Here is a 17,824-nt window from a genome sequence, read left to right on the forward strand (position 1 = left end):
TCGTCATCATGGACAATCTGCCAGCACACAAGGCAGAAGGCGTACGGCATGCAATCGAAGGTGCAGGATGCTGCTTGCTTTATCTCCCGCCCTACAGCCCAGACTTCAACCCCATCGAGAACGCCTTTGCCAAGCTCAAGGCTGTCTTGCGCCCCAAAGCTGAGCGAACGGTCGAGGGCTTATGGAATACCGTCGGCCAGATCGTCACACTGTTCGAGCCGCAGGAATGCGCCAACTACTTCAAATCATGCGGATATGACCCCGAGTAAAGTGGACGCGCTCTAGGCGCACGAAGGGCGGCAAGAGTTGCGCTCGTCATTACTTCCCACCGATCGCGATTTCGGATGCCACGCAGTGACCGCTGAAGGATCATCTGTCTTGGCGCTGAAAGTTCGCATTCAAAGGGCCAGATACAGCAGGGAAGGGAATTGCTATCGGCGAGCCGGTGACGTCGAGTTGAATTGCGATTTGCAACATTGATGGCGGATTGCCATTCTTGATGGGCTGGACAACGGGAATTCGGCTCGGTATGAGCATGTAACTGTATAACATTATGGTGGTTACATGCTCAACAAACTTATCGCTGTTTCGGTAGCGCTCCTCCTGCTCGGACCCTTTCCCGCACACGCCGCCGGTGGCGATGTTGTCGACATCGTTGCCCCCTTCGAGATCACGGGCCTCGATCCGGCAAAGTCAGGCGATATTTTCCAGCGCATGGGCATTGTCGAGACGCTGGTCGGAGCCGACAAGGATGGCAATCCGCTGCCGGCGCTTGCTAAGGCATGGACCGTATCGGAGGATGGTAGAACCTGGCGCTTTGCGCTGCAGCCGGACGTCAAATTCCACGATGGCTCGCGGCTAACGGCGGATGCAGTCGCCAAGGCGCTGGAAATCGCGCGCGGCAAACCCGGCCTGTTGAGCAAGGCGCCGATCGAGGCAATTGCCGCCGATGGACCTGACGCCGTGGTCGTCGCTCTCGCGAAGCCCTTCGTGCCGCTCCTTGCCTTCCTCGCGGAAAGTCGGGCCCAGATTCTCGCACCGGCGGCTTATGAGGGTTTGAATGTGAAGGCAATCATCGGCAGCGGTCCGTTCAAGCTGACGACGTTGGAGGCCCCGCAGAGCCTGTCGGTCGAGCGGTACGGCGACTATTGGGGCGCGAGGCCCGAAATCCAGAAAGCCCGATACCTCTCGGTAGGCCGTGCCGAAACGAGGGCATTGATGGCGGAAAGCGGTGACGCCGATTATGTCTTCAACCTCGATCCAGCCAGCCGCACGCGGCTTGCGAAGAACGACGCCGTAAACCTTCTCTCGGTTTCGATTCCCCGCAGCGTTCTGCTAAAGGTGAATGCCGGCCACGAATTTCTGAAAGATGTGCGGGCGCGCGAAGCGCTTAGTCTTGCGATCGACCGTGAAGGCCTTGCCGTTGCGATCCTCCGCTATCCGGCTGCCGCCACCCAACTCTTCCCGCCAAGCCTTGCCATCTGGCACGACCGAAATCTGGCGCCTCTGTCCTATGACGTGGATCAGGCCAAGGCCAAGCTTGCCGAACTGGGCTGGACACCCGGCGCCGATGGCATTCTCGAAAGGGACGGCAAACGTTTCGCCCTCACGCTCACCACCTATCCAGACAGGCCGGAATTGCCCCTCATCGCGGCTGTCCTGCAGGACATGCTGAAGGAAGCAGGAATCGATCTGACGATCAATTCCACCAATTCCAGTGAAATTCCAGCCAAGCACCAGGATGGCAGCCTCGAACTTGCGTTGATGGCGCGCAATTTTGCTCTTGTGCCCGATCCGATCGGCACCATGCTCACGGATTATGGCCCGCAAGGCGGGGACTGGGGCGCGATGAACTGGTCCAATCCGGAATTCGAAAGAGCGCTCGATGATTTGACGCGGACCGCTGATCCGGCGGCCGGTGAAGCACTGCGCCGCAAGGCAGTCGAGGCCGTTCAGGCCGACCTGCCGGTCATCCCGATCGCCTGGTATCAGCAAACCGTGGCGGTATCGCCGAAGCTGGAGGGCGCTACGATCGATCCCTTCGAACGCAGCTTCGGTCTTGAAACCATGCGGTGGCCAAAATGATCAAGGCGATCCTCAGCCGCCTGTTGCAGGCGGTTCTGGTCGCACTGCTGGTGGGGCTTCTGACTTTCGCGATGGCATGGTTGCTGCCCGGCGATGTCGCCTATCGTATCGCAGCAGGCCGCTATGGTTATGATCTTGTCGACACCGCAGCTGCGGCAAAGGTCGCAGCCGAGCTCAATCTCGACCAGTCGGCCCTGACAGGCCTGGGCTGGTGGTTTTTCGACCTGATTCGCCTCGATCTCGGCGCATCGCTGATCACTGGTGCTCCAGTCATTGAGGCAATCGGCCGCCATCTCGGTCATACGCTGAAACTTTCAATCGCAGCGATTTTGCTGTCGCTGCTGATCGGCCCGCCGCTTGGCATTCTCGCCGGTCTGCATCCCGGCGGATGGCTCGACCGCAGCCTTATGCTGGTATCGACCGCGCTGCGGGCACTGCCGCAATTTGTCGTCGGGCTTGGCCTGATCATCATCTTCGGCCTGACGCTCAAGCTTCTGCCGACGGCTGGTCATGATCATGGCAGTCATCTGATCCTGCCGGCGCTGACGCTGGCGCTGAGCCTTGCGGCAGTGTCCAACCGCGTGGCGCGCGACGCCATGGTCGCTGTTTCACGCGCTCCCTATTATGCCTTTGGCCGAACCAAGGGACTGAGCGAATGGCAGGTGTTTTCCCGCCATGGTCTGCGCAATGTCGCGGTTCCGATCGTCACCTATCTCGGCATCCAGTTCGTCTCTCTGGTCGAGGGCGTGGTCGTCGTGGAAACACTGTTTGCCTGGCCGGGCATTGGCCATGCACTCGTCCACGCCATATTCGGTCGGGATGTGCCGATGATCCAGGGAGCCGCGCTTGTGATGGGGCTGATGTTCGTTGCCCTCAATGCCCTGGTCGACACGCTTTGCCATCTGATCGATCCGCGGAGACGTGCAGCATGACGGCGTTTGACTATATCACTCCACGCCCGGTGCGCTGGCCGGCCCGCCGTGTATCGGGCATCGCCATCCTCATGGCGCTTCTGGCCTTCGCTTTTCTGCCGCTGGTGCTGGGCGCACCGGATCCATTGAAACAGACGCTACGGCTCACGCTCCAGCCGCCGGGCGCTGCCGATTGGTTTGGTTATGACCATCTCGGCCGCTCGATGTATGCCCGTCTGACGGCCGCACTCCGGCTGTCGCTGGGGCTCGCCTCGCTTTCGGTGATCACGGCCATGATCCCCGGCCTCTTGCTCGGGATTCTTGCCGCATGGCGCGGCGGGTTGATCGATCGGGTGGTGTCCGGCCTTTCAGACACTTTCCTTGCACTTCCCGGCCTGCTTCTCGTGCTGATGCTGACCGCTATCGTGCCGGACAATGCGGCGATGCTTTATATCGGCATCTCGCTGGTCCTGTGGGTCGAGTATTTCCGCATCACCCGCGCGCTGGCGCGTCCCTTGCTGAATGCCCCTGCTGTCCAGGCATCGCAGCTTCTGGGTTTCGGACCGGCCTATATTATCCGCCGGCATTTATGGCCGGAGATCGCGCCGATGCTGCTCACGATAGGCGCCTATGGCGCCGCAAGCGCGATTATGGCGATTGCAGCCCTTGGCTTCGTCAGTGTCGGGGTGCGGCCGCCGACGCCCGAACTCGGCTCGATGATGATCGAACTGCTCCCCTATTATGAAGAGGCTCCCCATGCGTTGCTGCAGCCGATCGCGGTCATCTTCCTGCTGGTGCTCGCCCTGCAACTCATCGCCAGGAAAGACAAGCCATGACCCCGCTCCTGACAGTCGAGAATGCAACGGTCGAGAGTGCCACAGGCAGGATCGTCGCTCCGGTATCGCTAACGCTTCAGGCTGGACGCCCCTTCACCATTCTGGGTGAAACAGGTTCCGGCAAAAGCCTGTTCGCCCAGGCGATCATGGGCCTTTTGCCGGTCGGACTGACAGCCTCGGGCCGCGTTATCATTGATGGACAGGTGCTCGATCTGGCTGATCCCGCCAGCCATAGACCGCTTTGGGGGCGTCAGGTCGGTATCCTGCCGCAGGAACCCTGGCTGGCGCTCGACCCGACCATGCGGGTTGCCAGGCAGGTCGCGGACGGTCATCGATTCATCCGGCGGCTGGAAGCGGCGGCTGCGATGAAGGCTGCCGCGGATGATCTGACAGCCCTCGGCGTTGCCGGCGCGGGCCGAAAACTGCCGGGGGAACTCTCGGGCGGCATGGCACAGCGCGTGGCCTTTGCCGCGGCACGGGCGGGCGGCGCCCGCATTATCATCGCCGATGAGCCAACCAAGGGTCTGGATGTCGCCCGCCGCGACGAGGTCATCGCGCTCCTGATGAAGGAAGTCGAGGCCGGCGGCGCGGTTCTGACGATCACCCATGATCTGGCGCTCGCACGCCAGATGGGCGGCGATTTCGCGGTGATGTTCGACGGGTCGATCGTCGAACAGGGCGAGGCGGATATGGTGCTTTCCGCCCCCTCGCATGATTACACCAAGCAGCTGATTGCGGCTGATCCGGAAAATTGGAATGAACGGAAAGTGCCCGCAGGCAAGCGGGACGATATCGTGCTCGTCGCTGAAGATCTGGCCAAGGCACGGGGAGGGCGATTGCTTTTTTCCGGTCAGGGTCTTCGTCTGCATAAGGGCGAGATCGTTGGCGTCACGGGAGCGAGTGGATCAGGCAAGAGTTCGCTGGGCGATATACTGCTCGGTCTTCTGAAGCCCGATGCGGGGACGGTCGCCCGGGCGCTCGGCGTAGCGCCGGTCCGCTATCAGAAAATCTACCAGGACCCTCCGTCTGCCTTTCCAGGCAGGATTACCATCGGCGCTAATGTGTCCGATCTCGTACATCTGCATCGGCTGGACGTCGGCCGCATCGCTCCGCTGATGAAGCGTCTAAAGCTGGCGCCCGAACTCCTCCACCGTTTGCCGACCGAAGTTTCGGGTGGGGAATTGCAGCGTTTTGCTCTGCTTCGGGTTCTGTTGCTTGATCCGGTCTTCCTGTTTGCGGACGAGCCGACGTCCCGCCTGGATCTCATCACCCAACAGGAGACGATCGAGCTTCTGGTGGAACTAGCGCGCGAACAGGATTGTGCTGTGTTGATCGTCAGCCATGATACGGCATTGATCGAGAAAACCTGCGACAGGCGCATCGAGATTGGTGAAAAAGGAGGCGCAGAAGCCTCCGTCGCCTGACCCATGTCTGAAGGACGACTGCCATTTCCAGCGCTACCTGCCGCCATGGCAAGACAGACCCGTTCGCATGCCTCGCAAAGCTTGAAGCTTTAGGTCAACGCTGTGGGCTCAGGTCCGCGAAGTGAGCGGCCCTTTCGCAATTCAATGGCCGAACGCCCGCTCCAACGCGGCCGGATCGTTGTGAACGGCGAACTTGTCCATGATCGTGGCACTGGCTTCGTTTATGCCGACCACCTCGGTTTCCACGCCGGCCCTCCGGAATTTCAAAACCGCTCTGTCGACCGCGCCGACGCCGGTCAGGTCCCAGATATGGGCGTGGGAGACATCGATGCGGACGTAGTCCAAGCCTTCGCCAAAGTCGAAAGCCTCAAGGAATTCGTCCGCTGTGGCAAAAAACAGTTGGCCCGCAACGGTATATGTGCGCGTACGCCCGTCTGCCGACAATTGCGAGCTGACCCGGAAGATCTGCGCGACCTTCCAGGCGAAAAAGATCCCGGAAAGCAGCACGCCGACGCCGACGCCAAGGGCCAGATTGTGAGTGCCGACGACGGTGATCACCGTTGCGAGCATCACGATGCTGGAACGGCGTGGGTGCTTGCGAAGGTCGTTGAGCGAGGACCAGGAAAAAGTGCCTATCGAAACCATGATCATGATGGCGACCAGTGCGGGCATCGGGATGACGCGTACCCAGTCATTGAGCAGGAGAAGAAGCACGAGAAGGAAAGCGCCCGCGACAAAGGCGGAAAGGCGCCCGCGCCCACCTGATTTTATGTTGATGACCGACTGTCCGATCATGGCGCAGCCCGCCATGCCGCCGAGGAAGCCAGTGAAGAAATTGGCAATGCCCTGGCCGACGCATTCGCGGTTCTTGTCGCTCTTTGTGTCGGTCATCTGATCGACGATCGAGGCTGTCAGCAGGCTTTCCAGAAGGCCGACGGCCGCCACTCCGACCGAATAGGGCAGGATGATCCAGAGCGTCTCCCACGTGAGGGGCACGTTCGGGATGAGGAAGGTGGGCAGGCTGGAGGGCAGTTCGCCCAGGTCGCCGACCGTGCGCACATCGAGGCCGAGCGCGAGCGTTGCGGCGGTCAGCACGACGATACAGACCAGCGGAGAAGGCACCGCTTTGGTGATACGGGGAAACAAATAGATGATGGCGAGGCCCGCCGCGATCATGGCGTAGGTTTCCCACGGCATCCCGATCAGTTCAGGCAATTGGGCCATGAAGATGAGGATGGCGAGCGCATTGACGAAACCCGTCAGGACCGAGCGCGATACGAAACGCATAACGTAGCCAAGCCGCGCAAAGCCGGCGAGCACCTGGAGCACGCCCGCCAGGATGGTCGCGGCCAGCAAATATTGCAGGCCGTGATCCCGAACGAGCGAGACCATGAGCACGGCGGTGGCGGCTGTTGCCGCCGAAATCATCCCCGGCCGCCCACCGGTGATGGAGATAATGACGGCGATCGAGAAGGACGCATAAAGTCCGACTTTTGGGTCAACGCCGGCGATGATGGAGAAGCCGATTGCTTCAGGTATCAGAGCGAGAGCGACAACGATGCCGGCGAGCACATCGCCCCGAATGTTGGAAAGCCAGTCACGTCGGAAGGTATCAAGTGAAAACATCAAGGGGTCCGAAAAGGCACAGCAAAGCAGTTCGCCCGGCGGCGACAAGAAACAATGGCTTTGCAGGTTGTCCGGCGGATCGGCGGCCGGAAGAGCCACCCGGGATTGCACCGGGTCCAGAAACACTGATCGGGCTTATAGCAGATGATTGCTGTGATGCAACACAGGCGTGAGCTGCATGCGTGAACCGATTTGAAACATGTGCCTGTAACCTGCAGCCGGGTAGGAACGGAGACATATGTTTGAGCGGAAAAAACTTAGCAATTTAACTAAGTTTTCAATTGCACTGCCGTCAATCGGGTGATAGTTAGCATTATGGCTAAGCATGATCCCGATCTCTCGCAGCTCTTCCACGCTCTGGCTGACCCGACCCGCCGGTCGATCCTGACGCGTCTCGCCGAAGAACCCGCGCGGGTGACGGATTTGGCTGCCCCCACGGGATTGCGTCTGCCTACTGTGATGCGACACCTTTCCGTGCTGGAGGAGGCGGGGTTGATCTCCACCTCCAAAGACGGGCGGATACGTACCTGCGCCGTCGTACCCGAGGCTCTGGACCCGGTGCGGACATGGCTCGATGAACAGCGGGTCATCTGGGAGGCTCGGCTTGATCGGTTGGACGCATTTGTGATGAACGTGATGAAGGAACGCGCAGAATGACACTGAACCTGAATTCAGACAGCACGACCCCTACGGCGCCGGATGATAGGAGCGACCGTTTTGCGACGCTGACTTTCGAGCGCGACGTGGCCGCGCCCTTGTCGGTGCTTTGGCAGGCCTGGACGGTTCCCGCCGCGCGGGCGGTCTGGTCTGCTCCCACGCCTTCCGTGACTGTGGAGTTTCTGGAAGCCGATACCAGGGTGGGTGGACGCGAGGTATCGCTCTGCAAGGTAAAGGGTCAGCCAGACATCCGTTGCGAGAATGGTTGGCTTGAGTTGCAGACGGCGGCGCGCAGCGTGAACTATGAGGTGGTCTCGTCCCGTGGAGTGACGCAATCGGCGGCGCTGGTAACCGCCGATTTTTCAGGCGAGGACGAGCGCAGCCGGCTGGTCGTGACGGTACAGCTTTCCTCGTTGGCCGGGGAGATGGAAGCGGGTTACCGGCGGGGCTTCGGAGCGGGACTGGACAATCTTGCAGCCGTGGCTGAGCGGACCATGGTGCTGCAGCGCGTGATACGGGCTCCGAGAACCATGGTCTGGAGCGCGTGGATGAACCCTGAGACGCTGCCGCAATGGTGGGGACCGGACGGGTTCTCCTGTCGGACGAAGAGGATAGACCTGCAAACGGGGGGCGAATGGGTCTTCGATATGATTGCGCCTGACGGCACGGTTTTCCCGAACCACCATCTCTATTATGAAGTCCGTCCCGAGGAGAGGATCGGCTATACCCTGCATTCGGGCGAGAACGGGCCTAAACATGCCGACGCCTGGGCCTTGTTCGAGGATCAGGACGGGGCAACGAAGGTAACGCTCGGCATGGTGTTCAGCACGGCCGCTGAGTTCCAGGAGGCGAAGGGCTTCGGCGCCTTGGAACTGGGACTGCAAACTCTGGGCAAACTGGAACGCTTCGTCGTGTCCCGCTGAAATGCCGTGACATCTCCGCGGCTGAATTAGGGCCTGTGTGCGAAGTTCTCATCCATGTGGGGCCCATCCTCATCGGTGATGGCATCCGCCTCTTCAGTCAGAAGGTTCATGGAGCAGTTCAGGCTGGAAAAAGACCGAGGTCTCGAAGCGGGCAGATCATCAACATGCGCTTCCGTTTTGCAGGCCGGGAATTCACAAAGGGATACACGACGAGGAGGTTCTATGAGAAAACTGATCATATGGGACATGGTGACTGTCGACGGCTTCTTCGAAGGTCCGGACAGGGACATCAGTTGGTTCGTCTTCGAAGAAGAACTTGAAAACTACATTCGTGAGACCCAGGAAAACGCCGGCACGCTGATCTTCGGCCGCGTGACCTACGAGCTCATGGCCGCCTATTGGCCGTCCGAGCAAGGCTGGATCGCGGACTTCATGAACAAGATCGAGAAGGTGGTCTTCTCGCGCACGCTGAAAAGCGCCGACTGGAACAACACGAAGCTCTTCAACGGCAATGTCGTGGAAGAAGTCTCCAAGCTGAAGGGCAGAGACGGCGGAGACATCTTCGTGTTCGGCAGCGCCGACCTCACGGCGACCCTGATGGAGCACGGCCTGATCGACGAGTATCATTTCGGGATCAACCCCGTCATTCTCGGGAAAGGCTCGCCACTCTTCAAGAGCGGCCAGAACCGGATACCCCTGAAGCATCTGGAGACGAGGACGCTCAAGTCAGGTGTTGTCATCCTCCAATATGCGCCGGAGAGCAGACAATGACGATCGATCATTCTTTTGGTCAACCAGGCTTGTCGAAATCCCTGGCCGCGACCTGAACGTACTGATCAACCACAGTCATCCAACTGCTGGCGAAGTCCGTATCGTCGGCGAGGAGTCGTTCTCGCTTGATCCGCGATTGTTTTAAGGCACGACCGGATGGACTGGCCCCTAAGCCCACGGGCGCATGCGGGCAGCGGAGCTCTATTCGCAATGGCAGCAGGCAATATGCAGGATATGGAACCTTCTAAGTGGAGTTTAGCGCCGCTGCGGTCATGCGCAATGGCTCCTGACTGGAGACGGCGGCCAGATAAACGCAATCCCTGGCCGCAACGCGTCATCTCCCGGGTCGCGCCTTAGCCAAATGCTGAAACAGGCTCTGCACCGGAGCAGACAAATGGGCGTCAGCCTTGACGCAGACCGACAGCCGCCGCTCCGCCCACTCGTCGGCAAGCCGGATAACGGCGATATCAGCCGCGCGTTTGAGCCGCCGGGCGGCCGTCTCGGGAACAATCCCGATGCCGACGCCTGCGCCGGCCATCTGGCAAATCGCGTCGAAGCTGCGCAGCTTGACCCGATACTTCAGCCGCAGGCCCGCCGCCGCTGCCTGTGCGGCGATGTGATCGTGAAGCGCCCCGTCCAAAAGGCCCAGGAAATACCGATCCGCCATCTCGGTCAGCCGAACCTGCCGCAGCCCGGTCAGATCGTCCCCCCGCGCGGTGACAACGACCAGCCGGTCCCGGGCGAAGGGGAGCAGGATCAGCCCTTCCTGCACCGCTGCATCGGAGAGAATGCCGATGTCCGCGAAGCCCGCCGCCACGCTGCGGGCGATTTCGATGCTCTGACGTTCCTTCAGATCGATGTCGATCCGCGGGTTGGCGGCCATCCATGGCGCAAGCCGCTGCGGCAGTAGTTCTACAAGAGAGGCGGTATTCGACAGAACCTGCAGTCTGGAGCGCAGGGCGATGGCATATTCGCTGAGTTCTCCGCGCATGGCAGACATCTGCTGATGGATCAGACGCGCGTGATGAGCCAGCGCTTCGCCCGCCTCGGTCAGCGTCACGCCGCGACGGCCCCGCTCCATCAGGCGGACGCCGCCGGCCAGTTCCATGTCGCGCAGACGTTCACTGGCGGCGGGCAAGGACAGGCCGGCATCCATCGCTCCATGGGTGATGCTGCCGGCGCCAGCCACGGCAAGGAACAAACGAAGGTCAGTCAGGTCGAAGCGCATGCCTGCAACATATCCCACTTTAAGCCTCCGGAACAGCCGAAGCCTGATTGCGGAAAATCCGCATTGCCGAATGCCCGCATCGGCTTATGCAGGGGACATGTTGGACCTTAACTTTGCATTCCTCATCACCATCGTCGCCACCTTTATTGCGGCGGGCATCGTAAAGGGCGTCACCGGCATGGGATTGCCCACCGTGGCCATGGGCATCCTCGGCGCCTTGCTGTCGCCGCTGGCCGCGGCGAGCCTGCTGATCGTGCCGTCAATGGTCACCAATCTCTGGCAGCTTATGGCCGGTCCACGCTTTACCACGCTGGCTCGGCGGATATGGCCCATGCTGATGGCCAGCATGGCGGGCACCTTGATCACAGCGCCGCTGCTGACGGGAGGCAACATCGAGATGATGACGCTGGCGCTTGGCGCGACACTGGTCGCCTACGCGTTCTACACCCTGCTGGCCTGTCCGCTAAAGGTGCCTGCGGCCGGCGAGCGCTGGATGTCGCCCCTGATCGGCTTTGTCACCGGTCTGATTGCAGGAGCAACGGGGGTTTTCGTGATCCCGGCGGTGCCCTATCTGCAAGCGCTCGGGCTGGAAAAGGACGATCTGGTCCAGGCGCTTGGCATGTCGTTCACGACATCGACGATCGCGCTGGCGTTCGGGCTGGTCTTGCGGCAGGCATGGTCGGTGGACCAGCTCGCACTATCCGCGCTGGCGGTCGCCCCGGCTCTAATCGGGATGTGGCTGGGACAATTGCTGCGACAGACCATCAGCCCGGTCACCTTTCGGCGCTGGTTCCTGCTCGCTTTGGCGGTGCTGGGTGGAGAAATGGTCCTTCGCAGTGTCCACTGAACGCTTGAGATAAGCCAGTTCGACATACCCGCCGAGATAAATGAACGTCAGACTTTCTCAAATTATCGCCTGGCACCCGTCCGGAATCCCCGGTGAAGGACACGGGGAGCAATCTTATTCTGGGTGCCCTGGAGGACGTAATCGGCATAGGCTGCCCGCAGCTCTTGGTCGATGCATCTACGAATTACTCATTCGCACGCCCGGTCTCAGTGCTGGGCTGGCGGCTCCACAGACACCAGCCGGGTCCCGGCTTGCAGGGTCGCGAGGAGAGGATCGATCGCAGCAGCAGCTGTGACGGCAACGCTCGACAATCCCAGCCATGGCGCCATCAGGCGAAGCTCTTCGATCAGTCGCTCAATCGTGTGTCCAGGTGCGTCGGGCTCAACATGCGCGCGCTGGACGATAAGGATGCCGGCCTTGCGATCCGCCTTCAGGTCCACCCGAGCGACGAGCTCCCCGTCGAGCAGGAACGGCAGTACGTAATAGCCGTGCTCTCGCTTGTGGGCGGGCGTGTAGATCTCGAGCCGATAGCGGAAGCCGAACAGTCTCTCCGTCCGCGGACGGTGCCAGACGAGCGGATCAAAGGGAGAGAGCAGCGCTGCACCCTCCATCTTGCGGCCAGCGCGCGCATCCTTGTGCAGATAGACCTGTTGCTTCCACCCGCGCACCCGCGTGGGGATGATCGTCCCCGCCTCGATCAATTGCTGGATTGGCAGGTGCACGTCTGCGGCGGGGATACGATAGTAATCGCGCAAATCATCCGCAGTTGCGATGCCGAGCGCCTCGGCCGATCTGGCGAGAAGCGCCCGTCGCGCATCCACGCCGCATGGCGTGGGGAGCTGAAGGATGGCACGGGGCAAAACCCGCTCTGGCAGGTCATAGACGCGCTCGAAGCTACCCCGGCGGTGTGTCGCGGCGACCAAGCCAGCCCAGAACAGCCATTCGAGGACGTGCTTCGCATCACTCCACACCCACATGCCCTTTGAGGCCCGGCTACCCGCCACATCGGAGGCGGCGAGCGCCCCTTCGGCGCTGATGCGACTGAGCATGGCATCTGCTTGCGCCCGTTTTGCGCTTGCGAACGATTCGAGCTGCTTCCAAACGCCCTGGCCGCGAAGAGCGCGGGCCATGCGCCAGCGCAACAAGGGCTGGCAATCAATGGGCAGTACCGACGCCTCATGCCCCCAATATTCGAAGAAGCGCTTTGGCTTGGCGGCCACCACGGCATCCAGCAACGTGAGGTCGTATGAGCCCAGCCGAGAGAAGAGCGGCAGGTAATGCGCACGCACGAGGACGTTCACGCTGTCGATCTGGAGGAGGCCGAGCCGATCGATTGATCTCCGCAGGTGCGCCGCGCCGATATTACCGTCCCGGCGCAGGGCATTGAAGCCCTGCGCTGTCAGCGCGATGCGCCGCGCCTCGGAGAGGGAGATTTCTGACCTCAGGGCCGCTCTCCCGATATCTTGGCGATCAAGGTCCTCAGAACGTCCAGCATCAGTTTCGGCTCTTCCGGAGCCGCGACAGGGGGATTGTTGCAAGTGCGGTATAGGTAACAATTCGCCGTATCATCTGCTGCTTTTCACAAGTTGCTGAAGCAAAGAGGCACCCAAGCAGATCGTTGTGGTCGTTGATTGTCAACTGCCGGAAAGTCACCGCCGCATGGCGGGTCAGGCGGCCAACGACAGGCGGACGTCGAGACCGTTGCGGGTGGCGTGCGAGTAGGGACACACAATATGTGCCTGCTCGATGAGTTCACGGGCCATGTCGGGATCGATGCCGGGCAGGGCGATGGTGAGCGCGACATCGAGGCCGAAGCCCTGGCCGTCATCGCGCTTACCGATGCCGACCGCAGCGGTGACGCTGCTGTTGTCGGCGATCTTTATCTTGCGCTGGCCGGCAACGAATTTGAGTGCGCCGAGGAAGCAGGCAGCATAGCCGGACGCAAACAATTGCTCGGGGTTGTTGCCGTCGCCGCCGGGACCGCCGAGTTCCTTCGGTGTGACAAGCGTGACGCTGAATGCGCCATCGGTGGTGGAAGCTTTGCCGGTACGGCCGCCCGTGGCGGAGGCTTCGGTACGGTAGAGGATGTTCATTGGGAGCTCCTTGTTAAGCACAATAACTATTATCGCGATAATTCTATTTATCGCAAATGCCATTCGCTTGTCCAGCATAATTCTTATCGCGATATTTATTTTCGCGGTTGAGACAGCTATATAAGGACCAAGGAGACTGGCATGACCCGAAGTAAAGAGAGCAATCCCATGCCGCTGGATGACCAGCTCTGCTACGCCATTTACTCGACGGGCATTGCCATCCAGCGCGTCTATAAGCCCTTGCTCGACGAGATGGGACTGACCTATCCGCAATATCTCGTGCTCAACGTGCTGTGGCGCGATGATGAGCAAACGGTCGGCGGTATTGCCGAAAAGCTGGCGCTGGAATCGAGCACGCTGACGCCTCTGCTCAAGCGGCTTGAAGCCGCGGGTCTCGTGCGCCGCACGCGGAATCCGGATAATGAGCGGCAGGTCGTCGTGGCGCTGAGCGACAAAGGTCGCGCGCTCAGGTCACGGGTCGGCTGCCTTGGCGAGGCATTGCTCTCCGCTTCCGGGCAGAGCCCGGCACAATTAGGCGCCCTTAACAGGGACGTGAGAGCGCTTCGCGATGCGCTTTATGTCCATACCGGCGGCTGGAGCGCACCAGCGTGACCGGCGAGATAATGGAGCAGGCGGAAGGCGGCCCTCGCCTGGTGGAGCAGAGGCTCTCTATCTTTCACCACGGGCCCCGCTTGCGGTGTATAAAGCCACCCATTTTGGGCGCTGGCTGGACTATTCCTTCGCTCCCGGACTGATCGAGATGATCCGCTCAGGCTTCTCGACGATATAGCAACCGACATCACTGCGGGCAGCCTGACCCAAGGCGTCACTGCGTGGGCCGCACTCCGGCGCCTTCACGAGGTCAAATCTCCCAATATCAAGGCGCCACGCTACCCGACAAACGCCTGCAGGCTCCAATGCGAATTCCCGTAGAAGCCCTGCAGCAATTTGTTGACAACAATTCTCATGTTATCTAACACCCTCGAACCGGCTGCATGAGCTCTTGGTCGTGCGAGCAAGAGTGATCGCTATTTTTTGAGGGGGCTTTATGGAACTGCGTTTTGGACTGATAACCGTCTTGGCTCTGACGGTGAGTCGTGCTGCCGCCGCGCAGGATATCGTGCTGGAGCAGATTACCGTAAACACAGGCTCATCGACCTCAACGATAACCACCTTGCCGGGAGAATATTCGGGAGGACAGGTGGCTCGTGGCGCTCGTCTGGGATTGCTCGGCAACCAGGACTTCATGAACACGCCGTTCAATATCACCGGCTACACCGCCGAGACGATCGAAAACCAGGGTGCAAAGACCGTTGCCGACGTGCTGGCCAACGATCCGTCCGTGCGAAGCACGCATGCATCCGGCGGCATGCTCGATTCCTTCTACGTCAGGGGCTTTCCCCTTGGTGAGGGGAACTTCGGCGAAATCGCCTTCGATGGCGTATATGGCGTTGCGCCGACCTATCGCCTGTTCACGGATTATGCCGAACGCGTCGAGGTGCTCAAGGGACCAACGGCACTCCTTTACGGCATTTCGCCGAACAGCAGCGTAGGCGGCACGATCAATATCGTGCCAAAGCGGGCTGGGGATGTCGATCTGACGCGAATTACCACGGATTACATGTCGGACCTCTACGGAGGCACCCATCTCGATGTTAGCCGTCGCTTCGGCGCGGATCGCCAGTTCGGCGTGCGCTTCAACGGCAGCTACCATGGTGGCGATACGCCGATCGACGATCAGACGCGCAAGGTCGCGGTTGGTGCCCTGGGGCTCGACTATGAGGGCGAGGGGCTGAGGGCGACGCTTGATATCATCGGCCAGAGGGAGGATTTCGACGCGCCGCAACGTCCTTTCTTCCCGCTCGCCGGCATAACGATTCCGGAGGCGCCCGATGGTCGCCTCAATATTCAGCGACCCTGGGAATGGTCGAAGAGCCAGGACTTCTCATGGCTGGGGCGGGTCGAATATGATCTGACCGACAATGTCACATGGTTTGCTGCGGTTGGCGGCGGCAACTCCCGTGTCGAGCGGCTTTTTGGCACTCCGACGCTCCTCAATTCGCGGGGCGATGTCAGCGTTACGCCGCAGAATGCTATTTTCGACGTCGGCAGGACGACAGCGGAGACAGGCGTACGCGCCAAGTTCGAGACGGCCGGCATAGATCATACGGTTACATTGCAGGCAAGCGGCCTTCGCCAAAGGCTTGACAGAGGCATCAACTCCGGGACAGTGCAATTCACCAATCTCTATGATCCTTTTCCACGCCCCGACCAAAACGTGCCGGAACCGGCTCGCGTTCCGAAGGTCTCCGAAAACACGTTCTACGGACTTGCTCTTTCCGACACGCTTTCCATGATGGACGACCGCCTGCTGGTCACGCTGGGAGGACGCTGGCAGCACATTAATTCCGAAAACTTCAACGCGACTTCGGGCGCCGTCACCACCTCTTCCGATGAAGGCGCATTCACGCCGCTGGCCGGCATTGTCGTCAAGCCATGGGAAAATGTTTCGTTTTACGCCAATTACGCCGAAGGCCTCAGTGTCGGCGACAGTGCCCCGACAACGGCCATCAATGCGGGAGAAACCCTGCCTCCCTATCGCTCGCGGCAATATGAAGTCGGCACGAAAGTCGATCTTGGCCAGATTGCCATGACCCTCAGTGTCTTCCAGATCGAAAAGCCTTTTGGGGAGTTGCAAACCCGCGGAGGCGATCTCGTCTTTGTCGAAGGAGGAGAACAGCGCAATCGCGGTGTCGAACTCAATATTTTCGGCGAAGTGACGCCGGAGCTCCGGCTGCTCGGCGGCGTGACGTTCCTGCGGGGCGAACTGACGGAAACGGCGAACGCCGCGATACGCGGTAACAAGCCGATCGGTGTTCCGTCGCTACAGGTCAATCTGGGCGCGGAGTGGGATGCGCCGTTCCTGCCTGGACTGACGCTCGCCGGCAATGTCGTTCACACCAGCAAGCAATCCGTCAACACCGCGAACACCATGGAGATCCCTTCATGGACCCGGCTCGACCTTGGAGCACGCTATCACACCGAGATCAGCAAGAGACCCGTCACTTTCCGGGCCGAAGTCGAGAATGTCTTCGATCTTGATTACTGGTCCGGCGTCGCAAGTTTCGGCACTCTTTCGCAAGGCGCGCCTTTAACGGTGAAGCTGTCGATGACGACGGATTTCTGACCAGACGCGTGCCGGTCACTGCTGCCAGGTGGCCGGCACGGGATTTTTTAATTTCGCCTCCCGAAGGACTTCCATCGCCCGCCTTAGGACGGGCTGTCGGAAAGGCTTATCGCGTAGCCAGGCCGAAACTCTATCGGCAGGAAGCGGCGATGATATTCCGCAAATGTTGCGTCCGGGTCGAGATCGGCAAACAGGTCCGGATGGAACCATTTCGCCAGTTGCTGGACAGCGATAAATTCATAGGGGCTGTTGTAAAACTGGTGCCAGATGGCGTGAAAATTCCGCGTTTTCTGGGCTGCGATGTCGGTATAGGCGCTACGCTCGGTGAACCATTCGAGCTTTTTCCGCGTCACATCTGGATCCGCGCCCGGGCCAAGCGGAATCCAGTGGCCGCCGGGCACATAGGCCGCCCAGTCGGCGCTGGTAATGACGACATGCTCGGGATTGGAAGCAATTACCTGTTCCGGATTGAGCTGGCCGAATGTGGTGGGAATGAAGTCGCTGCCGATATTATGGCCGCCGGCGAGCTCGACATAGTTTCCGAAATTTTCCGCGCCGAATGACAGACAGCAATCGTCGGCATAGCCCCCGATGCGTTCGATGAAGACCCTGGGGCGCGGTGGCCTGGCCCTGTCGAGGACGTCGCTAACCCGAGCCATGGCCTGGTGGCGAAAAGCTATGATCTCCTCCGCACGCGCTTCCCGTCCCATGATCTTGCCCAGGAGGCGAATGGTTTTTTCGGTATTTTGCAGTGGATAGTGGCGGAAGTCGATGTAAAGGACGGGAATATTGAGCTCCGCGAGCTTCTCGACATATTCAGCATCCTCATTGGCGCGCTTTGCCTCGAGATTGAGCAGAACGACATCAGGCTTCAGAACAATGGTCGATTCTATGTCGATCAAACCGTTTTCCTGACCTTTGAACGCAGGAACGTCGGCCAGCCTGGGAAAGGCTTGAAGATATTGCGCATAAGTAGCTGGATCGGCCTCGATCAGATCGTTGCGCCAGGCGACGATGCGGGCCAAGGGGTCCTTCGATTCCAGCGAAGCGATGAGATAAAGTTGCCGTCCCTCTCCCAGGAGGATACGTTTGACCGGCGCGTTCACCCGCACCTCGCGACCCGCTATATCCGTGACGATCGTCGGGGCCTGTTTATCGCCAGCAGCTTGTTCCCCGCCAAACGCCACCGCCGGGACCAATGCGATCAGGATTGCGATCACGATACGCAACATCAAG

16 protein-coding genes and 1 other annotated feature are annotated in these 17,824 nt (G+C 60.3%); of the genes, 11 read left to right on the forward strand and 5 right to left on the reverse strand.

Annotated features, from left to right (window positions below; genetic code table 11):
• From DUT91_RS21890 to DUT91_RS21910, 5 genes are all read left to right on the forward strand, one after another.
• The coding region (locus DUT91_RS21890; protein ID WP_200835051.1) for a transposase at window positions 1–269 on the forward strand (269 nt) is incomplete at its 5' end.
• A 295-nt stretch (window positions 270–564) separates the two neighbouring features.
• On the forward strand, window positions 565–2,085 hold the full coding sequence (locus tag DUT91_RS21895) for an ABC transporter substrate-binding protein (protein ID WP_114442603.1): 1,521 nt from the start codon (window positions 565–567) through the stop codon (window positions 2,083–2,085).
• The gene (locus DUT91_RS21900; RefSeq protein ID WP_114442604.1) at window positions 2,082–3,017 is read left to right on the forward strand and encodes an ABC transporter permease; all 936 of its coding nucleotides are present in this window, start codon (window positions 2,082–2,084) and stop codon (window positions 3,015–3,017) included. Before DUT91_RS21895 ends, DUT91_RS21900 begins: the two co-directional genes overlap by 4 nt.
• The gene (locus DUT91_RS21905) at window positions 3,014–3,832 is read left to right on the forward strand and encodes an ABC transporter permease (RefSeq protein WP_114442605.1); all 819 of its coding nucleotides are present in this window, start codon (window positions 3,014–3,016) and stop codon (window positions 3,830–3,832) included. Before DUT91_RS21900 ends, DUT91_RS21905 begins: the two co-directional genes overlap by 4 nt.
• On the forward strand, window positions 3,829–5,256 hold the full coding sequence (locus DUT91_RS21910; protein WP_114442606.1) for an ABC transporter ATP-binding protein: 1,428 nt from the start codon (window positions 3,829–3,831) through the stop codon (window positions 5,254–5,256). The genes DUT91_RS21905 and DUT91_RS21910 overlap by 4 nt, the downstream gene beginning before the upstream one ends.
• 141 nt (window positions 5,257–5,397) lie before the next feature.
• Here DUT91_RS21910 and DUT91_RS21915 read toward each other — a convergent pair whose 3' ends face one another.
• Window positions 5,398–6,882, reverse strand: a complete 1,485-nt coding sequence (locus DUT91_RS21915) for a SulP family inorganic anion transporter (protein ID WP_114442643.1) — start codon at window positions 6,880–6,882, stop codon at window positions 5,398–5,400.
• 65 nt (window positions 6,883–6,947) lie between these two features.
• Window positions 6,948–7,003, reverse strand: a sequence feature (sul1 is cis-regulatory element that is thought to sense ions involved in sulfur or methionine metabolism; They are found in Alphaproteobacteria).
• 194 nt (window positions 7,004–7,197) lie between these two features.
• On the opposite strand from DUT91_RS21915, the gene DUT91_RS21920 reads away from it, so the two are divergent.
• The 3 genes from DUT91_RS21920 to DUT91_RS21930 all read left to right on the forward strand — a co-directional run bounded on the left by DUT91_RS21920 (window position 7,198) and on the right by DUT91_RS21930 (window position 9,233).
• On the forward strand, window positions 7,198–7,539 hold the full coding sequence (locus DUT91_RS21920) for an ArsR/SmtB family transcription factor (RefSeq protein WP_200835052.1): 342 nt from the start codon (window positions 7,198–7,200) through the stop codon (window positions 7,537–7,539).
• Window positions 7,536–8,462, forward strand: a complete 927-nt coding sequence (locus DUT91_RS21925; protein WP_114442608.1) for an SRPBCC family protein — start codon at window positions 7,536–7,538, stop codon at window positions 8,460–8,462. The genes DUT91_RS21920 and DUT91_RS21925 overlap by 4 nt, the downstream gene beginning before the upstream one ends.
• Before the next feature lie 222 nt (window positions 8,463–8,684).
• Window positions 8,685–9,233, forward strand: a complete 549-nt coding sequence (locus tag DUT91_RS21930; protein WP_114442609.1) for a dihydrofolate reductase family protein — start codon at window positions 8,685–8,687, stop codon at window positions 9,231–9,233.
• A 334-nt stretch (window positions 9,234–9,567) separates the two neighbouring features.
• On the opposite strand, the gene DUT91_RS21940 is transcribed toward DUT91_RS21930, so the two are convergent.
• Window positions 9,568–10,479, reverse strand: a complete 912-nt coding sequence (locus DUT91_RS21940; protein WP_483466846.1) for a LysR family transcriptional regulator — start codon at window positions 10,477–10,479, stop codon at window positions 9,568–9,570.
• Between the two features lie 79 nt (window positions 10,480–10,558).
• On the opposite strand from DUT91_RS21940, the gene DUT91_RS21945 reads away from it, so the two are divergent.
• On the forward strand, window positions 10,559–11,308 hold the full coding sequence (locus tag DUT91_RS21945; protein WP_200835053.1) for a sulfite exporter TauE/SafE family protein: 750 nt from the start codon (window positions 10,559–10,561) through the stop codon (window positions 11,306–11,308).
• Between the two features lie 206 nt (window positions 11,309–11,514).
• Here DUT91_RS21945 and DUT91_RS21950 read toward each other — a convergent pair whose 3' ends face one another.
• Window positions 11,515–12,753, reverse strand: a complete 1,239-nt coding sequence (locus tag DUT91_RS21950) for a winged helix-turn-helix domain-containing protein (protein WP_114442645.1) — start codon at window positions 12,751–12,753, stop codon at window positions 11,515–11,517.
• A gap of 222 nt (window positions 12,754–12,975) precedes the next feature.
• Complete coding sequence (locus DUT91_RS21955) at window positions 12,976–13,401, reverse strand: organic hydroperoxide resistance protein (protein WP_114442611.1); 426 nt, start codon at window positions 13,399–13,401, stop codon at window positions 12,976–12,978.
• Window positions 13,402–13,542: 141 nt separating this feature from the next.
• Between DUT91_RS21955 and DUT91_RS21960 the strand changes: the two genes are divergently transcribed.
• Together DUT91_RS21960 and DUT91_RS21965 are read left to right on the forward strand one after the other, a co-directional pair.
• Window positions 13,543–14,013: a MarR family winged helix-turn-helix transcriptional regulator gene (locus DUT91_RS21960; protein WP_114442612.1), complete on the forward strand. Its 471-nt coding sequence runs from the start codon at window positions 13,543–13,545 to the stop codon at window positions 14,011–14,013.
• 436 nt (window positions 14,014–14,449) lie between these two features.
• Entirely contained in the window at window positions 14,450–16,588 is a 2,139-nt protein-coding gene (locus tag DUT91_RS21965) for a TonB-dependent receptor (protein ID WP_114442613.1), read from the forward strand.
• A gap of 83 nt (window positions 16,589–16,671) precedes the next feature.
• Here DUT91_RS21965 and DUT91_RS21970 read toward each other — a convergent pair whose 3' ends face one another.
• Entirely contained in the window at window positions 16,672–17,820 is a 1,149-nt protein-coding gene (locus DUT91_RS21970; RefSeq protein WP_114442614.1) for an ABC transporter substrate-binding protein, read from the reverse strand.
• Window positions 17,821–17,824 lie beyond the last annotated feature (4 nt).

Origin of the sequence: Paramesorhizobium salinisoli (assembly GCF_003335045.1) — a bacterium.
In the GTDB taxonomy this organism is placed as follows: Bacteria; Pseudomonadota; Alphaproteobacteria; order Rhizobiales; family Rhizobiaceae; genus Paramesorhizobium; species Paramesorhizobium salinisoli.